The organism is Stenotrophomonas sp. A3_2 (assembly GCF_036624925.1).
In the GTDB taxonomy this organism is placed as follows: Bacteria; Pseudomonadota; Gammaproteobacteria; order Xanthomonadales; family Xanthomonadaceae; genus Stenotrophomonas; species Stenotrophomonas hibiscicola.
Genome location: NZ_JAZKVY010000219.1, coordinates 13,705 through 29,513, shown reverse-complemented (window position 1 = coordinate 29,513; position 15,809 = coordinate 13,705). Strand labels below are relative to the sequence as shown.

At 67.5% G+C, this 15,809-nt stretch carries 10 protein-coding genes and 1 pseudogene; 6 read left to right on the top strand and 5 right to left on the bottom strand.

Annotated elements, in window-relative coordinates; genetic code table 11:
* Window positions 1-93, top strand: a pseudogene (locus R5H29_RS07745) (ATP-independent RNA helicase dbpA); the annotation flags it as partial.
* Window positions 94-235: 142 nt separating this feature from the next.
* Here R5H29_RS07745 and dbpA read toward each other — a convergent pair.
* Window positions 236-1,612, bottom strand: a complete 1,377-nt coding sequence (dbpA, locus tag R5H29_RS07740; protein WP_332329009.1) for an ATP-dependent RNA helicase DbpA — start codon at window positions 1,610-1,612, stop codon at window positions 236-238.
* 155 nt (window positions 1,613-1,767) lie between these two features.
* Window positions 1,768-2,847, bottom strand: coding sequence for a YeiH family protein (locus tag R5H29_RS07735; protein WP_332329008.1), 1,080 nt, complete (start codon window positions 2,845-2,847; stop codon window positions 1,768-1,770).
* 102 nt (window positions 2,848-2,949) lie between these two features.
* Between R5H29_RS07735 and R5H29_RS07730 the strand changes: the two genes are divergently transcribed.
* The gene (locus R5H29_RS07730; protein ID WP_332329007.1) at window positions 2,950-3,828 is read left to right on the top strand and encodes a LysR family transcriptional regulator; all 879 of its coding nucleotides are present in this window, start codon (window positions 2,950-2,952) and stop codon (window positions 3,826-3,828) included.
* Window positions 3,829-4,025: 197 nt separating this feature from the next.
* Window positions 4,026-5,909, top strand: coding sequence for an ATP-binding cassette domain-containing protein (locus R5H29_RS07725; RefSeq protein ID WP_164145317.1), 1,884 nt, complete (start codon window positions 4,026-4,028; stop codon window positions 5,907-5,909).
* Window positions 5,910-6,063: 154 nt separating this feature from the next.
* Here the strand turns inward: R5H29_RS07725 and R5H29_RS07720 are convergent, their stop codons facing one another.
* Together R5H29_RS07720 and R5H29_RS07715 are read right to left on the bottom strand one after the other, a co-directional pair.
* Window positions 6,064-6,525 (bottom strand): cytochrome c, encoded by a 462-nt coding sequence (locus tag R5H29_RS07720; RefSeq protein ID WP_005416218.1) that lies wholly within the window; start codon window positions 6,523-6,525, stop codon window positions 6,064-6,066.
* A 9-nt stretch (window positions 6,526-6,534) separates the two neighbouring features.
* Window positions 6,535-6,930, bottom strand: coding sequence for a c-type cytochrome (locus tag R5H29_RS07715; protein WP_019661290.1), 396 nt, complete (start codon window positions 6,928-6,930; stop codon window positions 6,535-6,537).
* A gap of 205 nt (window positions 6,931-7,135) precedes the next feature.
* Here R5H29_RS07715 and R5H29_RS07710 point away from each other — a divergent pair, with 205 nt between their 5' ends.
* The 3 genes from R5H29_RS07710 to R5H29_RS07700 are packed head-to-tail and all read left to right on the top strand — an operon-like array spanning window position 7,136 to window position 14,888.
* Window positions 7,136-8,287, top strand: a complete 1,152-nt coding sequence (locus R5H29_RS07710; protein WP_019661291.1) for an efflux RND transporter periplasmic adaptor subunit — start codon at window positions 7,136-7,138, stop codon at window positions 8,285-8,287.
* Window positions 8,284-11,805, top strand: coding sequence for an efflux RND transporter permease subunit (locus R5H29_RS07705; RefSeq protein WP_407073524.1), 3,522 nt, complete (start codon window positions 8,284-8,286; stop codon window positions 11,803-11,805). Before R5H29_RS07710 ends, R5H29_RS07705 begins: the two co-directional genes overlap by 4 nt.
* Window positions 11,802-14,888, top strand: a complete 3,087-nt coding sequence (locus R5H29_RS07700; protein ID WP_134730487.1) for an efflux RND transporter permease subunit — start codon at window positions 11,802-11,804, stop codon at window positions 14,886-14,888. The genes R5H29_RS07705 and R5H29_RS07700 overlap by 4 nt, the downstream gene beginning before the upstream one ends.
* A 72-nt stretch (window positions 14,889-14,960) precedes the next feature.
* Here the strand turns inward: R5H29_RS07700 and R5H29_RS07695 are convergent, their stop codons facing one another.
* Window positions 14,961-15,806 (bottom strand): phytanoyl-CoA dioxygenase family protein, encoded by an 846-nt coding sequence (locus R5H29_RS07695; protein ID WP_332329006.1) that lies wholly within the window; start codon window positions 15,804-15,806, stop codon window positions 14,961-14,963.
* Window positions 15,807-15,809: the final 3 nt, after the last annotated feature.

The following is a 15,809-nucleotide window of genomic DNA, read 5'->3' as shown; positions in this document are numbered from 1 at the left end:
GTGGCGATCGCCCGTGAGCAGGCCAACAAGGCCGTGGCCAGGCTGGAAGCCGGCAAGATCAAGGGCCGTCGCTTCCGCGTGCGGATGATGTAAGGAACAGGGTGGTGGGCGGGGGGGGGGGGGGGGGGGGCCGGGCGCGCCGCGGGGGGGGGGGGGCCGGCCCCCCGCCCCCGCCCCCCCCCCCCCCCCCCCCGCCGCGGCGGGGGGCCCCCCCCCCCGGCGACCACCCTGTTCCTTACATCATCCGCACGCGGAAGCGACGGCCCTTGATCTTGCCGGCTTCCAGCCTGGCCACGGCCTTGTTGGCCTGCTCACGGGCGATCGCCACGTAGGAGCGGGTCGGGAAGATTGCGATCTTGCCGATGAACTTGGCTGACAGGCCGGCGTCGCCGGTCAGTGCGCCGAGGATGTCACCCGGGCGCAGCTTGTCGGTCTTGCCACCATCGATGCGCAGCGTACGCATCGCCGCCTGCGGCAGCTCGGCCGGGCGCGCCGTCGCCAGCGGCGTCTTCTGCCAATCCAGCGGTTGCCCCATCTGTGCTTCGATCGCTTCGGCGCGGGTCTTCTCGCGGCCGGCCACCAGGCTGATCGCCAGGCCACTGGCACCGGCACGGCCGGTACGGCCCACGCGGTGCTGGTAGCTCTCCACGTCGGTCGGCAGCTCGTAGTTGATCACCGCGGCCAGCTCTTCCACGTCCAGGCCACGTGCGGCCACGTCGCTGGCGACCAGCACGTTGCAGCTGCGGTTGGCCAGCAGCAGCAGCACTTCCTCGCGGTCGCGCTGCTCCATGTCGCCGTGCAGGGCCAGTGCCGAGAAGCCGAACTGCTGCAGCGAGTTCGCCACTTCGTCCACGTCCTTGCGGGTGTTGCAGAACACCACCGCCGATTCCGGCGTGTACTTCAGCAGCAGGCCGGCCAGCGCCTTCTGCCGGTGCGCCGGTTCCACTTCGCAGAACATATGGCGGATGGCCGGGGCCTGGTCAGCGCCTTCGACGGTCACTTCCACCGCGTCGCGCAGCAGGTCGCGTGCCATGGCACGGATGCTGTCGGGGAAGGTCGCCGAGAACAGCAGGCTCTGTCGATCCTTGTGGGTACGGCCGGCGATCTCGCGGATCGGTTCCTCGAAGCCCATGTCGAGCATGCGGTCGGCTTCGTCCAGCACCAGCGTGCGCACCGCGCCAAGATTCAGCGCGCGCTTGCGTGCCAGCTCCTGCACGCGGCCGGGCGTGCCGACCACTACGTGCGGGTCGTGGCCTTCCAGCGACGCCAGCTGCGGGCCCAGCGGCACCCCACCGACCAGCAGCAGCAGCTTCAGGTTGGGGATGCCGGTAGCCAGCTTGCGGATCTGCTTGCCGACCTGGTCAGCCAGTTCGCGGGTCGGGCACAGCACCAGCGCCTGCACGCGGATCAGGCTGGGGTCGATGGCCTGCAGCAGGCCCAGGCCGAAGGCGGCGGTCTTGCCGCTGCCGGTCGGCGCCTGTGCGATCACATCGCGGCCATTGAGGATGGCCGGCAGGCTCTGCGCCTGCACAGGGGTAAGAGTGGTGTAGCCGAGGGCATCCAGGCCGGGCTGCAGGGCCGGGCTGAGCGGCAGGGTCGAGAAGTCAGTCATGGCGCATTGTACCTGCCTGCGCGGCCGGTCCCGCCTGATGGGGTGGGGTCGGCCTCCTTTCCGCAGGAAAGGGCTCTGACCCCCAACTGGGCCCGCCATTCACGCATGGCGTGGATCTGCGGGTGGGTGCCGACGGCTGGTCGGCACGCTCCTGCTCAGCCCAGCACCGCCAGCACGCCCTGATGAATCGCCAGGCCACCGAAGAGCAGCCAGGCGAATAGGATCAGCGCCAGCAGCAGCGGCCTCAGGCCCGCCTGGCGCAGCGCCGAGACGTGGGTGGTCAGGCCCAGCGCGGCCATCGCCATCGCCAGCAGCACGGTATCCAGCTGCACCAGCCCGGCCTGCAGGCCGGCCGGCAGCAGGTGCAGCGAGTTGAACCCGGCCACCGCCACGAAACCGAACGCAAACCACGGCACCACGATGCGTGCCTTGCTGCCGTCGGCGCTGGCCTTGCCGCCACGCGCCAGCCACAGCGACAGGGCGACCAGGAACGGTGCCAGCAGCATCACCCTCACCATCTTGGTGATCACGGCAGTATCAGCCGCAGCTTCGTTGACCGCACGGCCGGCTGCCACCACCTGTGCCACTTCATGCACCGTCGCACCGGTGAACAGGCCGTACTGCCGCGCGTCCATCACCAGCCAGCCGTGCGATTGCACCAGCGCATACAGCGCCGGGTACAGGAACATCGCCAGCGTGCCGAACACCACCACCGTAGAGACCGCCACCGTGACCTGCGCCGCACGGCCACGCACTACCGGTTCGGCGGCCATCACTGCCGCTGCACCGCAGATTGCGCTGCCGGCGCCGATCAACATCGCCGCCTCGCGTTCCATCTTGAACACGCGCACGCCCAGCCAGCAGGCCAGGCCGAAGGTGCCGGCCACTACCAGCACGTCCATCAGCACGCCACTGACGCCGACGTGGCCGATGTCCTGGAAGGTCAGGCGCAGGCCGTACAGCACGATGCCGGCACGCAGCAGCCAGTGCTTGGAGAAGCCAACACCGGTAGCGCTGCCCCGTGCCAGCCGCGGATAGAAGGTGTTGCCGACCACAATGCCGACCACGATGGCCACGGTCAGCGCGCTCAGGCCATGCACCTGCAGCCACGGCAGCTCGGCCAGGTACAGCGACGCCGCTGCGATCAGGCCGACCAGCAGCAGGCCGGGCAGGCGCGGTTGCCAGCGCTGGCGCAGGGCAGGCAGGGACCAGGAGGAGAGAGCGCGGGCGTTCATGGCAGGGGCAGGGCTGGAGTGATGGGGCAAGCGTGCGCCTGCACAACTGACCTGTAAAACGAATAATATGGGTGAAATCTACCTATTAAGCGGGTAAATGACATGCGCCTGACCTTGCGCCAGCTTCAGGTCTTCGTCGCCATCGCCGATCACGGCAGCACCACCGCCGCTGGCCAAGCCATCGCGCTATCGCAGTCGGCCAGCAGTGCTGCGCTGCAGGAACTGGAGGCACACTTCGGTACCCCGTTGTTCGACCGCATCGGCCGCCGCTTGGCCCTGAACGGCCACGGCCGCGCGCTGCTGGAGCCGGCCCGCACGCTGCTGGTCAACGCCGCCGACCTGGAGCGGCAGTTGGCCGCCGGCGGCGATCCGGGGCAGGGCGCGCCGCTGCGGCTGGTGCTGGCCGCCAGTACCACCATCGGCAACTACCTGTTGCCGCCGCGCATCGCCGAGCTGCTGCGACAGGCGCCGCAGGCCGAGGTTGATCTGCGCATCGACAACAGTGCTGGCGTGGTCGCCGCCGTGCAGCGCCTGGACGTCGACGCCGGCTTGATCGAAGGCCCGTGCCACGAGCGTGGCCTCCAGGTCACGGCCTGGCAGCAGGACCCGCTGGTGATCGTGGCCGCCGCCGACGCCCCCGCATGCTGGACGCTGGACGAACTGCGCCGTGCCCGCTGGCTGCTGCGCGAACCCGGCTCGGGTACCCGCGAAGCGGTGGAGCAGGCGTTGTTGCCGCACCTGCGCGGCTTCGCCCAGACCCTGCAGCTGGGCAATACCGAGGCGATCAAGCAGGCCGCCATCGCCGGCCTCGGCCTGGCCTGCCTATCGCGCCACGCGCTGGAAGAGCCGCTGGCCCTGGGCCGCCTGCGCGTGCTCGAGACTCCGCTGCCGGCCCTGCAGCGCACCCTGTGGTTGGTACGCCACCCGGGCAAGCAATGGTTGCCGGGGTTGCAGGCGTTGCTGGGGGAGGTGGAGGGGTAGAAGCGCCGTTTTGTAGAGTCGACCGTTGGTCGACTATCGCGCGCAGCGCGGGCTTTTCGCGGGTCTCAGGGAAGAGCAGTCGACTGAAAGTCGACTCTACCGAAGACATCGTCGGGGGACATCGCGCACAGGGCGGAATCGCAGGCCGGCACGCCGCCGAGATTCCGGCTGACCTCCCCAGCCCTTACACTATGGGGATGCCTCTGATTACTCTGCAGAACGTCGACTTCAGCGTCGGCGGCCCGTTGTTGCTGGAAAAAGCCGAACTGTCGATCGAGCCGGGCGAACGCATCGCCCTGATCGGCCGCAACGGCGCCGGCAAATCCACCCTGCTCAAGCTGCTGTCCGGCGACCACAAGCCCGATGACGGCGAAGTCCGCGTGCAGCAGGGCGTGCGCGTCACCCGCCTGGAGCAGGAAGTGCCGCACGGCGCCGCCGGCTCGGTGTTCGACGTCGTCGCCGATGGCCTCGGCGAGCTGGGCCAGTGGCTGGCCGAATTCCACCACCTCAGCCATGCCGAAGTCTTCGATGGCGAAGCCCTCGGCAACGTGCAGGCCAAGATCGATGCCGCCAACGGCTGGGGCCTGGACCAGCGCGTCAGCGAAACCCTGACCAAGCTCGACCTGGATGGCGAGGCCGAGTTCGGCCGCCTGTCCGGCGGCATGAAGCGCCGCGTGCTGCTCGCCCGCGCGCTGGTGTCCAGCCCCGATGTGCTGCTGCTGGACGAACCGACCAACCACCTGGACATCGAGGCCATCGACTGGCTCGAAGCGTTCCTGAAGGGCTGGAGCGGCAGCGTGGTGTTCGTCACCCATGACCGTCGCTTCCTGCGTGCCCTGGCCACCCGCATCGTCGAGATCGACCGCGGCCAGGTCACCAGCTGGCCAGGCGACTGGGCCAACTACGAGCGCCGTCGCGAGGAACGCCTCAACGCGCAGGCGCAGGAAAACGCACGCTTCGACAAGCTGCTGGCGCAGGAAGAAGTGTGGATCCGGCAGGGCATCAAGGCCCGTCGTACCCGCGACGAAGGCCGCGTGCGCCGCCTGAAGGCGATGCGCGTGGAGCGTTCGCAGCGCCGCGATCTCAGTGGCAACGTCAAGATGGAAGCCGCGCAGGGCGTCAGCTCCGGCAAGAAGGTCATCGACGTCAAGGACATTTCGTTCGCCTTCGGCGAGCGCACCATGGTCCGCGATTTCACCACGACCATTCTGCGCGGCGACCGCATCGGCCTGATCGGCCCCAACGGCAGTGGCAAGACCACGCTGCTGAAGCTGCTGCTGGGTGAACTGCAGCCGGCCAAGGGCGAAGTCAACGCCGGCACCAACCTGCAGATCGCCTATTTCGACCAGTACCGCGCGGTGCTCCGCGAAGACTGGAGCGCGATCGAGAACGTCGCCGAAGGCCGCGATTTCCTCGAGTTCAACGGCAAGCGCAAGCACGTGCATGCCTACCTGCAGGACTTCATGTTCACCCCGGAACGTGCGCGTGCGCCGATTACCCGCCTGTCCGGTGGCGAGCGCAACCGCCTGCTGCTGGCCAAGCTGTTCGCGCAGCCGTCCAACCTGCTGGTGATGGACGAACCGACCAACGACCTGGACGTGGAAACCCTGGAGCTGCTGGAAGAGCTGCTGGGCGAATACACCGGCACCCTGCTGCTGGTCAGCCACGACCGTGACTTCATCGACAACGTGGTCACCTCCACGCTGGTGATGGAAGGCGACGGCGTGATCGGCGAGTACGTGGGCGGTTACAGCGACTGGCAGCGTTATGCGGCCAGCATCGCAGCGCCTGCCGCGGCCCCTGCGGCCAAGCCGGCGGCCGCTGCGCCGACCACCCCGGCTACCGCAGCTCCGGCCGCACCCAAGCGCAAGCTGGCCTACAAGGAAGCGCGCGAACTGGAGCAGCTGCCGAAGACCATCGAGAAGCTGGAAGGCGATGTCGAAGGCCTGACCTCGGCGATGAACGACCCGTCGTTCTACACCCGCAGCAGTGCTGAAGTGACGGCGCACACCCAGCAGCTGGCCAAGGTGCAGGCCGAACTGGATGCCGCTTACGCGCGCTGGGAAGAGCTGGAAGGCTGAGCGTTGACCGGCGCCAGCGATCGCGCCGATTGATGTAGAGCCGAGCCCACGCTCGGCTCAGCAGATCCACGCCATGCGTGGATATCCGGAATCTGTGCGGACCAACGGTCCGCACCTACCAACCGACGGTCCGCACCGACCGGGGGGCCGGCCGTCATTTGACCCCGTGCAGATCCCGCAACTGGCTCGGCCGGCTACCGAAATACGCGGCCAGATCGGCGATGTCCTGATCGCTCAGGTCCTTCGCCTGCGGCGTCATCAGCGCATGCTGGCGGTCACCGGCGCGGTAGGCCTGGAGCGCGTGCGCCAGGTAGTCACCGTACTGCCCACCCAGCTTCGGGTAGGTCGGATCGATCGGCGCATTGCCGTCGGCCCCGTGGCAGTCGATGCAGCTCTGGTTGGTGGCCTTGCCCTTCACCTTGGCGCGGGCTTCACCGGCGGCCTCGCGGCCTGCGGGCAGGCCGGCCGAAGACGAAGAGCCGTGTTCGCCGCTGGCGTGGCCCGGGTCGGCGGCAGATTTCTCGCTGTTTTCCACCTGCGACTGCGAACAGGCCGCCAGCAGCAGGGCAACGGACAGGGCGATGGCGTGACGCATCGGATGCGCGGCTTTCGACATGGGCGGGCCTTACTTGACGGTGGACAGGTAAACAGAGAGATCGGCGATCTCCTGTTCGCTGAAGCTCATCGACTGCGCCTGCATCGTCGGATGCCGGCGCTTGCCCTGGCGGTACTCGGCCAGGGCCTGGGCCAGGTACTGCTGGGTCTGGCCGCCGATCTTCGGCACCCGGTAGCTGGGGTAGGCGTTCTTGTAGCCGGTGATGCCGTGGCACCCCTGGCAGGTGTAGGCCAGCACGCGGCCATTGTCGAAGTTGCCGGTGGGCGCGGCAGGCGCCGGCGCGGCGGCAGGAGCCGGGGCCGGGGCAGGTGTGGCGGGAGCAGAAGCAGGAGCGGGCTGTGCGGCGGCCCCAAGGGGCAGGAGGACGGCCAGAGCGAGACAAGCGGCGAGCGGCTGCGGGCGCATGGTGTCGTTTCCGGGGATTCGGGTCTGGTCGTTCCGGCGTGGGGTACGGAACGACCCGAGTATAGCCTCAGGTTTCATCTAGCTGAAATGGGGTCGGTCCGACCGGTGGCGTGAAGGCACCATGACCTTTGGGATATGGTGTGGCCGTGAAGTGGTGCATTACTTTGCTACCACACCTGTCCACGCATCCTCCAGGGACCTGACGATGTCGCACCCAACCTTCCCGTCCGGCCGTCGCAGCGGAATCTGCGCTGCCGCACTGCTGATCTCCACCTCCCTGCTGCTGGGCGGTTGCGCCGCAGGGCCCAATTCCGAAGCCAAGGCCGCCGACACCAAGGAGGAGAAGAAGGTCGATGCGGTCCCGGTCGAAGTGGCCGTGGCCAGCCATCGCGCGGTCGCGGCCAGTTACACAGGCACCGCCGCGCTGGAACCACGCGCCGAGTCGCAGGTGGTGGCCAAGACCTCCGGTGTGGCGCTGGCGGTGCTGGTCGAGGAAGGCCAGCGGGTCACCGCCGGCCAGCCGCTGGTGCGCCTGGACCCGGACCGCGCACGCTTGGCCGTAGCCCAGAGCGAAGCGCAGATGCGCAAGCTGGAGAACAACTACCAGCGTGCACAGAAACTGGTTGGTCAGCAGATGGTCAGTGCGGCCGATGTCGACCAGCTGCGTTTCGACCTGGAGAACGTCCGCGCGCAGTACCGCCTGGCCACGCTGGAACTGTCCTATACCACGGTGGTGGCGCCGATCTCCGGCGTGATCGCCTCGCGCTCGATCAAGACCGGCAACTTCGTCCAGATCAACACGCCGATCTTCCGCATCGTCGACAACTCGCGCCTGGAAGCCACCCTCAACGTGCCCGAGCGCGAGCTGGCCACGTTGCGCGCCGGTCAGCCGGTAACCCTGGCCGCCGACGCGTTGCCGGGCCAGAGCTTCACCGGCACCGTCGACCGCATCGCGCCGGTGGTGGATTCGGGCAGCGGCACGTTTCGCGTGGTCAGTGCCTTCGATGGCGCCGCGCACGCGCTGCAGCCCGGCATGTTCGGGCGCATCCGCATCGATTACGACCAGCGTGCCGATGCGCTCGTGGTGCCGCGCCTGGCGCTGCTCGACGACGGTGAGCCGGCGGTGTTCCGGGTGCGCGAAGGCAAGGTCGCACGCGTTCCGGTCAAGCTGGGTTACGCCGAGGGCCCGTGGGTGGAGATCCGTGATGGCCTGGCGGCCGGTGATCAGGTGGTCACCGCCGGCAAGGTCGCGCTGCGCGACGGCACCGCAGTGCAGGTGATCGCCGATCCGAAGGCAAAGGCGAAGACGGTCGCAGCGGCCGCCAAGCCGGCAGACAAGGCCGGGAGCAAGCAATGACCGCCCCGGGCCACGACCACGGTGCCTCGCCGGCGAGCGACGGCGCCGCCGCCGGCATGCGCGGCGGCCTGGTGGAATTCGCCACCCGCCGCCGCGTGACCATCGCCATGTGCACGGTCACCCTGCTGCTGTTCGGGCTGATCGCGCTGGGCAACCTCAAGGTCAACCTGCTGCCCGACCTGAGCTACCCGACGCTGACCGTGCGCACCGAGTACACCGGTGCGGCGCCGACTGAAATCGAAACCCTGATCAGCCAGCCGGTCGAAGAAGCGGTGGGCGTGGTCAAGAATCTGCGCAAGCTGAAGTCGGTCTCGCGCACCGGCCAGAGCGATGTGGTGCTGGAGTTCGCCTGGGGCACCAACATGGACCAGGCCAGCCTGGAGGTGCGCGACAAGATGGAGGCGCTGAACCTGCCGCTGGAGGCCAAGGCCCCGGTACTGCTGCGGTTCAATCCATCCACCGAGCCGATCATGCGTCTGGTGCTGTCGAGCAAGGACGCGCCAGCCACCGATGCCGATGCGATCCGCGAGCTGACCGGCCTGCGCCGCTATGCCGATGAAGACCTGAAGAAGAAGCTGGAGCCGGTCACCGGCGTGGCAGCGGTCAAGGTCGGTGGCGGCCTCGAGGACGAGATCCAGGTCGACATCGACCAGCAGAAGCTGGCCCAGCTGAACCTGCCGATCGACACCGTCATCAAGCGCCTGAAGGACGAGAACATCAACATCTCCGGTGGCCGCCTGGAGGAGGGCTCGCAGCGCTTCCTGGTGCGTACCGTCAACCAGTTCGCCGACCTGGAGGAAATCCGCAACCTGCTGGTCACCACCCAGGGCTCGAACGGCAGCGCGGCCGACTCGGCGTTGCAGCAGATGTTCAACATCGCCGCGTCGACCGGGTCGGCGGCCGCCATCGCGGCGGCGTCGGCGGCACAGAGCGCATCGTCCGGTAGTGGCTCCAGCGTGGTCGCCAACGGCGTGCCGGTGCGCCTGAAGGACGTGGCCACCGTGCGCCAGGGCTACAAGGAGCGTGAAGCGGTGATCCGCTTGGGCGGCAAGGAATCGGTGGAACTGGCGATCTACAAGGAAGGCGACGCCAATACCGTGTCCACCGCCGAAGCGCTGCGCAAGCGCCTGGAGCAGATCAAGGGCACGTTCCCGTCCGATGTCGAGATGACCACCATCGAGGACCAGTCGCGCTTCATCGAGCACGCCATCGCCGACGTCAAGAAGGATGCGGTGATCGGTGGCCTGCTGGCGATCCTGATCATCTTCCTGTTCCTGCGCGATGGCTGGAGCACCTTCGTGATCAGCCTGTCGTTGCCGGTCTCGATCATCGCCACGTTCTTCTTCATGGGCCAGCTCGGCCTCAGCTTGAACGTGATGTCGCTGGGCGGCCTGGCGCTGGCCACCGGCCTGGTGGTGGACGACTCGATCGTGGTGCTGGAGAGCATTGCCAAGGCGCGTGAGCGTGGCCTGGGTATCCTGCAGGCGGCCATCGTCGGTACCCGCGAAGTGAGCATGGCCGTGGTCGCCTCGACCCTGACCACCATCGCGGTGTTCCTGCCGCTGGTGTTCGTCGATGGCATCGCCGGCCAGCTGTTCCGCGACCAGGCAATGACCGTGGCGATCGCCATTGCGATCTCGCTGCTGGTGTCGATGACCCTGATCCCGATGCTGAGCTCGCTGAAGGGACGGCCGCCGCTGGCGTTCCCGGAAGAGGCACCGAACGAACCGTGGCAGCCGCAGAACCGTTGGCAGAAGCCGGTGGCGCTGGGGCGCCGTGGTGCCGTGGCGACCGCGCGCTGGAGCTTCTATGCACTGGCCTGGCTGGTCGTGCGGGCGTGGCGTGGCGTGGTGGCGGTGGTTGGCCCGGTGATGCGCAAGGCCAGCGATCTGGCGATGAAGCCCTATGCCGGTGCCGAGCGCGGCTACCTGCGCCTGCTGCCGAGCGCGCTGGCGCATCCCGGCAAGGTGCTGGGCGTGGCCACGATCATCTTCGTGGCGACCATGGCACTGGTGCCGATGCTCGGTGCCGACCTGATCCCGCAGCTGGCGCAGGACCGTTTCGAAATGACGGTGAAGCTGCCGGCCGGCACGCCGCTGAAGCAGACCGATGCGCTGGTGCGCGAGCTGCAGCTGGCCCACGGCAACGGCGAGGGCGTGGCCTCGCTGTATGGCGTCAGCGGCAGCGGCACCCGCCTGGATGCCAGCCCGACCGAGAGCGGCGAGAACATCGGCAAGCTGACCGTGGTGATGGAAGGCGGCGGCAACGCGCGTACCGAGGCGGAGATCACCGAGCGCCTGCGTGACACCATGGGCCAGCATCCGGGTGCACAGGTCGACTTCGCGCGCCCGGCGTTGTTCAGCTTCTCCACGCCGCTGGAAATCGAGCTGCGTGGGCAGGACATGGCGACGCTGGAAGTGGCCGGCCAGCGCCTGGCGGCGATGCTGCGCGGCAATGCGCACTACGCCGACGTGAAGTCCACGGTTGAAGAGGGCTTCCCGGAAATCCAGATCCGCTTCGACCAGGAACGTGCCGGTGCGCTGGGCCTGACCACCCGCCAGATCGCCGACGTGGTGGTGAAGAAGGTGCGCGGTGACGTGGCCACCCGCTACAGCTTCCGTGACCGCAAGATCGACGTGCTGGTGCGTGCCCAGGAGGGCGACCGTGCCAGCGTGGAGAGCATCCGCCGGCTGATCGTCAATCCGGGCAGTACCCGTCCGGTGACGCTGGACGCGGTGGCCGACGTGGTCGCCACCACTGGTCCCAGCGAGATCCATCGCGCTGACCAGACCCGGGTGGCCGTCGTGTCAGCCAACCTGCGCGATATCGATCTGGGCGCGGCCATGCGCGAAGTGCAGCAGATGGTGGCCGAGCAGCCGCTGGGCGCGGGTGTCGGCCTGCACATCGGTGGCCAGGGTGAGGAGCTGGCGCAGGCGGCGAAGTCGCTGATCTTCGCCTTCGGCCTGGCCATCTTCCTGGTCTACCTGGTGATGGCCTCGCAGTTCGAATCGCTCCTGCACCCGTTCGTGATCCTGTTCACCATCCCGCTGGCGCTGGTCGGTGCCATCCTGGCGCTGGCACTGACCGGCAAGCCCATCTCGGTGGTGGTGTTCATCGGCCTGATCCTGCTGGTCGGCCTGGTCACCAAGAACGCGATCATCCTGATCGACAAGGTCAACCAGCTGCGCGAGGCCGGCGTGGCCAAGCATGAGGCCCTGGTGGAAGGGGCACGTTCGCGCCTGCGGCCGATCATCATGACCACGCTGTGCACGCTGTTCGGCTTCCTGCCGCTGGCGGTGGCGATGGGCGAGGGCGCTGAAGTGCGTGCGCCGATGGCCATCACCGTGATCGGTGGCCTGCTGGTGTCGACCCTGCTCACCCTGCTGGTGATCCCGGTGGTGTACGACCTGATGGATCGCCGCGGTGATGCCTACTACCGCGAGCGTGGCCGCAAGCACGCCGGCGAGATCGAGCCGGGTGCAGCAGGCAGCGCGGCGGGTGTGGAGGAGCCGGCATGAGTGTTGCCGAGTTCTCCATCCGCCGTCCGGTCACCACCATCATGTGTTTCGTGTCACTGGTGGTGATCGGCCTGATCGCCTCGTTCCGGCTGCCGTTGGAAGCGCTGCCGGACATCTCCGCGCCGTTCCTGTTCGTGCAGATCCCGTACACCGGTTCAACCCCGGAGGAAGTGGAGCGGACCATCATCCGCCCGGTGGAGGAATCGCTGGCGACGATGACCGGCATCAAGCGGATGCGCTCGTCGGCGACCTCCGAGGCGGCGCTGATCTTCATCGAGTTCAGCGACTGGGACCGGGACATTGCCATCGCCGCGTCCGATGCACGCGAGCGCATCGATGCGATCCGCAGCGACCTGCCCGATGACCTGCAGCGCTACAACGTGTTCAAGTGGTCCAGCAGCGACCAGCCGGTGCTGAAGGTGCGCCTGGCCAGCACCACCGACCTGACCACCGCTTACGACATGCTCGACCGCGAGTTCAAGCGGCGCATCGAGCGCATCCCCGGCGTGGCCCGCGTCGACATCACCGGCGCGCCGCCGAACGAGGTGGAGATCGCCATCGATCCGAACCGGCTCAACGCGCATGGGTTGAGCATCAACGAGCTGAGCGAGCGCCTGCGCACGCTGAACTTCTCGATCTCGGCCGGCCAGATCGACGACAACGGCCAGCGCGTGCGCGTGCAGCCGGTGGGCGAGATCACCGACCTGCAGGAAATGCGCGACCTGGTGATCAACGCCAAGGGCCTGCGCCTGGGCGACATCGCCGACGTGCGCCTGAAGCCGGCGCGGATGAACTACGGGCGCCGCCTGGACGGCAACCCGGCCGTCGGCCTGGACATCTTCAAGGAGCGCAGCGCCAACCTGGTGGAGGTGTCGCGCGCGGCGCTGGCTGAAGTCGAGTCGATCCGTGCCGAAGCATCGATGCGCGACGTGCAGATCAAGGTGATCGACAACCAGGGCAGGGCGGTGACCTCCTCGCTGCTGGAACTGGCCGAGGCCGGTGCGGTCGGCCTGATCCTGTCGATCACGGTGCTGTTCTTCTTCCTGCGCCATTGGCCGTCCACGCTGATGGTCACCCTGGCCATCCCGATCTGCTTCACCATCACCCTGGGTTTCATGTACTTCGTCGGGGTGACGCTGAACATCCTGACCATGATGGGCCTGCTGTTGGCGGTGGGCATGCTGGTCGACAACGCCGTGGTGGTGGTGGAGAGCATCTACCAGGAGCGCGAGCGCATGCCGGGACAGCCGCGCCTGGCCTCGATCATCGGCACCCGCAACGTGGCCATCGCGCTCAGCGCTGGCACCTTGTGCCACTGCATCGTGTTCGTGCCGAACCTGTTCGGCGAGACCAACAACATCAGCATCTTCATGGCGCAGATCGCGATCACCATCTCGGTCTCGCTGCTGGCCTCGTGGCTGGTCGCGGTCAGCCTGATCCCGATGCTGTCCGCGCGCATGGCCACGCCCAAGCTGGTGCACTCGCAGACCGGCCTGATCGCGCGGCTGCAGCGCCGCTACGCCAGGCTGCTGGACTGGTCGCTGCACCATCGCGGCTGGAGCCTGCTCGGCATCGTGCTGGTGGTGCTGGTCAGCCTGGTGCCGATGAAGCTGACCAAGGTCGACATGTTCGGCGGTGATGGCGGCAAGGACATCTTCATCGGCTACATGTGGAAGGGCGCCTATACCTATCGGCAGATGTCCGAGGAGGTGGCGCGCGTGGAGAACTGGATCGACGCCAACCGCGAGCGCCTGCACGTCAAGCAGGTGTACTCCTGGTACAGCGAGCAGGAAGGCAGCTCGACCGTGGTCACCCTGGACGAGAAGTACGCCAAGGACATCAAGGCGCTGCAGGAAGAGCTGCGCAAGGGCCTGCCGAAGTCGGCCCGCACCGACTACTTCGTCGGCAACCAGGGCGGTGATGGCGGCGGTGGCGGCAACCAGGGCGTGCAGGTGCAGCTGGTGGGCGACTCCAGTTCGATGCTGCAGGAGATCGGCCAGGAAGTGGTGCCGCTGCTGGCCCAGCGTGCCGAGCTGCGCGACGTGCGCATCGACAACGGCGAGAAGGGCGGCGAGCTGAAGGTGCGCGTCGACCGCGAGCGCGCCGCCGCATTCGGCTTCAATGCCGAGCAGGTGGCCAGCTTCGTCGGCCTGGCCCTGCGCGGTGCGCCGATGCGCGAGTTCCGCCGCGGCGACAATGAAGTGCCGGTGTGGGTGCGCTTCGCGGGCGCCGAGCAGAGCAGCCCGGAAGACCTGGCCGGTTTCAGCGTGCGCACCGGCGACGGCCGCAGCGTGCCGCTGCTGAGCCTGGTCACCGTTGACGTCGGCTCGTCGGCCACCCAGATCGGCCGCACCAACCGCCAGACCACGCTGACCATCAAGGCCAACCTGGCCGAGAAGGTCACCGCACCGGATGGCCGCAAGGCGATGGAATCGGTGCTCAAGCCGATGAACTTCCCGGCCGGCTATGGCTTCACCTTCGATGGCGGCGACTACGGCAACGACGACGAAGCGATGCAGCAGATGGTGTTCAACCTGCTGATCGCGCTGGTGATGATCTACGTGGTGATGGCGGCGGTGTTCGAGTCGCTGCTGTTCCCGGCGGCGATCATGAGTGGCGTGCTGTTCTCGATCTTCGGTGTGTTCTGGCTGTTCTGGATCACCGGTACCTCGTTCGGGATCATGTCCTTCATCGGCATCCTGGTGCTGATGGGCGTGGTGGTGAACAACGGCATCGTGATGATCGAGCACATCAACAACCTGCGGCGCGGCGGCATGGGACGCACGCAGGCGCTGGTTGAGGGCTCACGCGAGCGATTGCGCCCGATCATGATGACGATGGGTACGGCGATCCTGGCGATGGTGCCGATCTCGCTGACCAACACGCAGATGTTCGGCAATGGTCCGGAGTACGCGCCGATGGCGCGCGCGATTGCCGGCGGGCTTGCGTTCTCCACCGTGGTCAGCCTCCTGTTCCTGCCGACGATCTACGCGGTGCTGGATGACCTGCGCAGTGCCGTGACGCGGCTGATCCGCCGCGCGCGAGGTGTGGAGAGGGTAGAGCCGGGCGCTGCCCGGCTGTAATGCGCGACAACGTGTTGTGGTGTGGGGGAGGCCGGTCGTAGTGGGGCGGCCTCCCCCTTTTTTTGGCTTGAGTCAGGCTTTGCGCAGGAACCAGGTCCGGCGCGTGTACTCGTGACCGAAATCCACCTGCCCGAATCGCGCGATCTCACGCTGACCACGCCTGTAATAGCGCCAGGGCGCTTTGGCCAGCGGAGGGGTTTGCCCGTAGAAAACATCCATGTGACCCACGGGCATCGACTTCGGGGTCACGTGCATGACCACGCTGCGGCGGGTTCCGGCAGAGGGATGCGGGGCGCCGCCATGGAACAGCTGCGGGTGCCAGACGATCACATCGCCTGGCTGCACGTGCACCGACTGCGGCTTCAGGCCAGCGTCTTCGCACTGGCGCGCCACCGCATCCTGATAGGTGGCCCAGCCCTCCGGCGACATGGCGCTGATCGGGCCGTCGCCGAAGACTTCGCGTCGCAGTGCCTGCACATCGATGGGCGGCAACAGGTGGCTGCCCGGAACCACGCGCAGGGGGCCATTGCTTTCGTCAACCGCATCCAGCGCGGTCCATACCCCCATGTAGCGCTCGCCCGGGGACGTGCAGAACACTGGCGTATCGCGATGCAATGACTGCTCCGATCCGCGCTCGTAGTAGAGGCTGGTGTAGAGCGTGGTCGGTTCGCCGAGGAAGCGATCGCAGACGTCGATGGCCGGGTTGTCAGTGAGCAGGCGGGTCATCGCATCCACCGCCAGGTGCAGGTTTACCACCCGATACATGCGCTGGTGGTCGTCCAGGTTGCGCGAGACCGCCTTTGGATTGCGCTGTTTGAAGCGCGAGATGCGCTCGTTGATGTCCCTGACCAGTGCGGGTGCGATGGCCTGTCGCACCACCACGAAGCCATCGCGCATCAGCGCATCGTATGCATCCATTGG

Excerpts from the sequence above, each read along its gene's own strand:
- dbpA (WP_332329009.1), bottom strand. The coding sequence starts at position 1,612 with ATGACTGACTTCTCGACCCTGCCGCTCAGCCCGGCCCTGCAGCCCGGC.
- R5H29_RS07735 (WP_332329008.1), bottom strand. The coding sequence starts at position 2,847 with ATGAACGCCCGCGCTCTCTCCTCCTGGTCCCTGCCTGCCCTGCGCCAG.
- R5H29_RS07730 (WP_332329007.1), top strand. The coding sequence starts at position 2,950 with ATGCGCCTGACCTTGCGCCAGCTTCAGGTCTTCGTCGCCATCGCCGAT.
- R5H29_RS07725 (WP_164145317.1), top strand. The coding sequence starts at position 4,026 with ATGCCTCTGATTACTCTGCAGAACGTCGACTTCAGCGTCGGCGGCCCG.
- R5H29_RS07720 (WP_005416218.1), bottom strand. The coding sequence starts at position 6,525 with ATGTCGAAAGCCGCGCATCCGATGCGTCACGCCATCGCCCTGTCCGTT.
- R5H29_RS07715 (WP_019661290.1), bottom strand. The coding sequence starts at position 6,930 with ATGCGCCCGCAGCCGCTCGCCGCTTGTCTCGCTCTGGCCGTCCTCCTG.
- R5H29_RS07710 (WP_019661291.1), top strand. The coding sequence starts at position 7,136 with ATGTCGCACCCAACCTTCCCGTCCGGCCGTCGCAGCGGAATCTGCGCT.
- R5H29_RS07705 (WP_407073524.1), top strand. The coding sequence starts at position 8,284 with ATGACCGCCCCGGGCCACGACCACGGTGCCTCGCCGGCGAGCGACGGC.
- R5H29_RS07700 (WP_134730487.1), top strand. The coding sequence starts at position 11,802 with ATGAGTGTTGCCGAGTTCTCCATCCGCCGTCCGGTCACCACCATCATG.
- R5H29_RS07695 (WP_332329006.1), bottom strand. The coding sequence starts at position 15,806 with ATGGATGCATACGATGCGCTGATGCGCGATGGCTTCGTGGTGGTGCGA.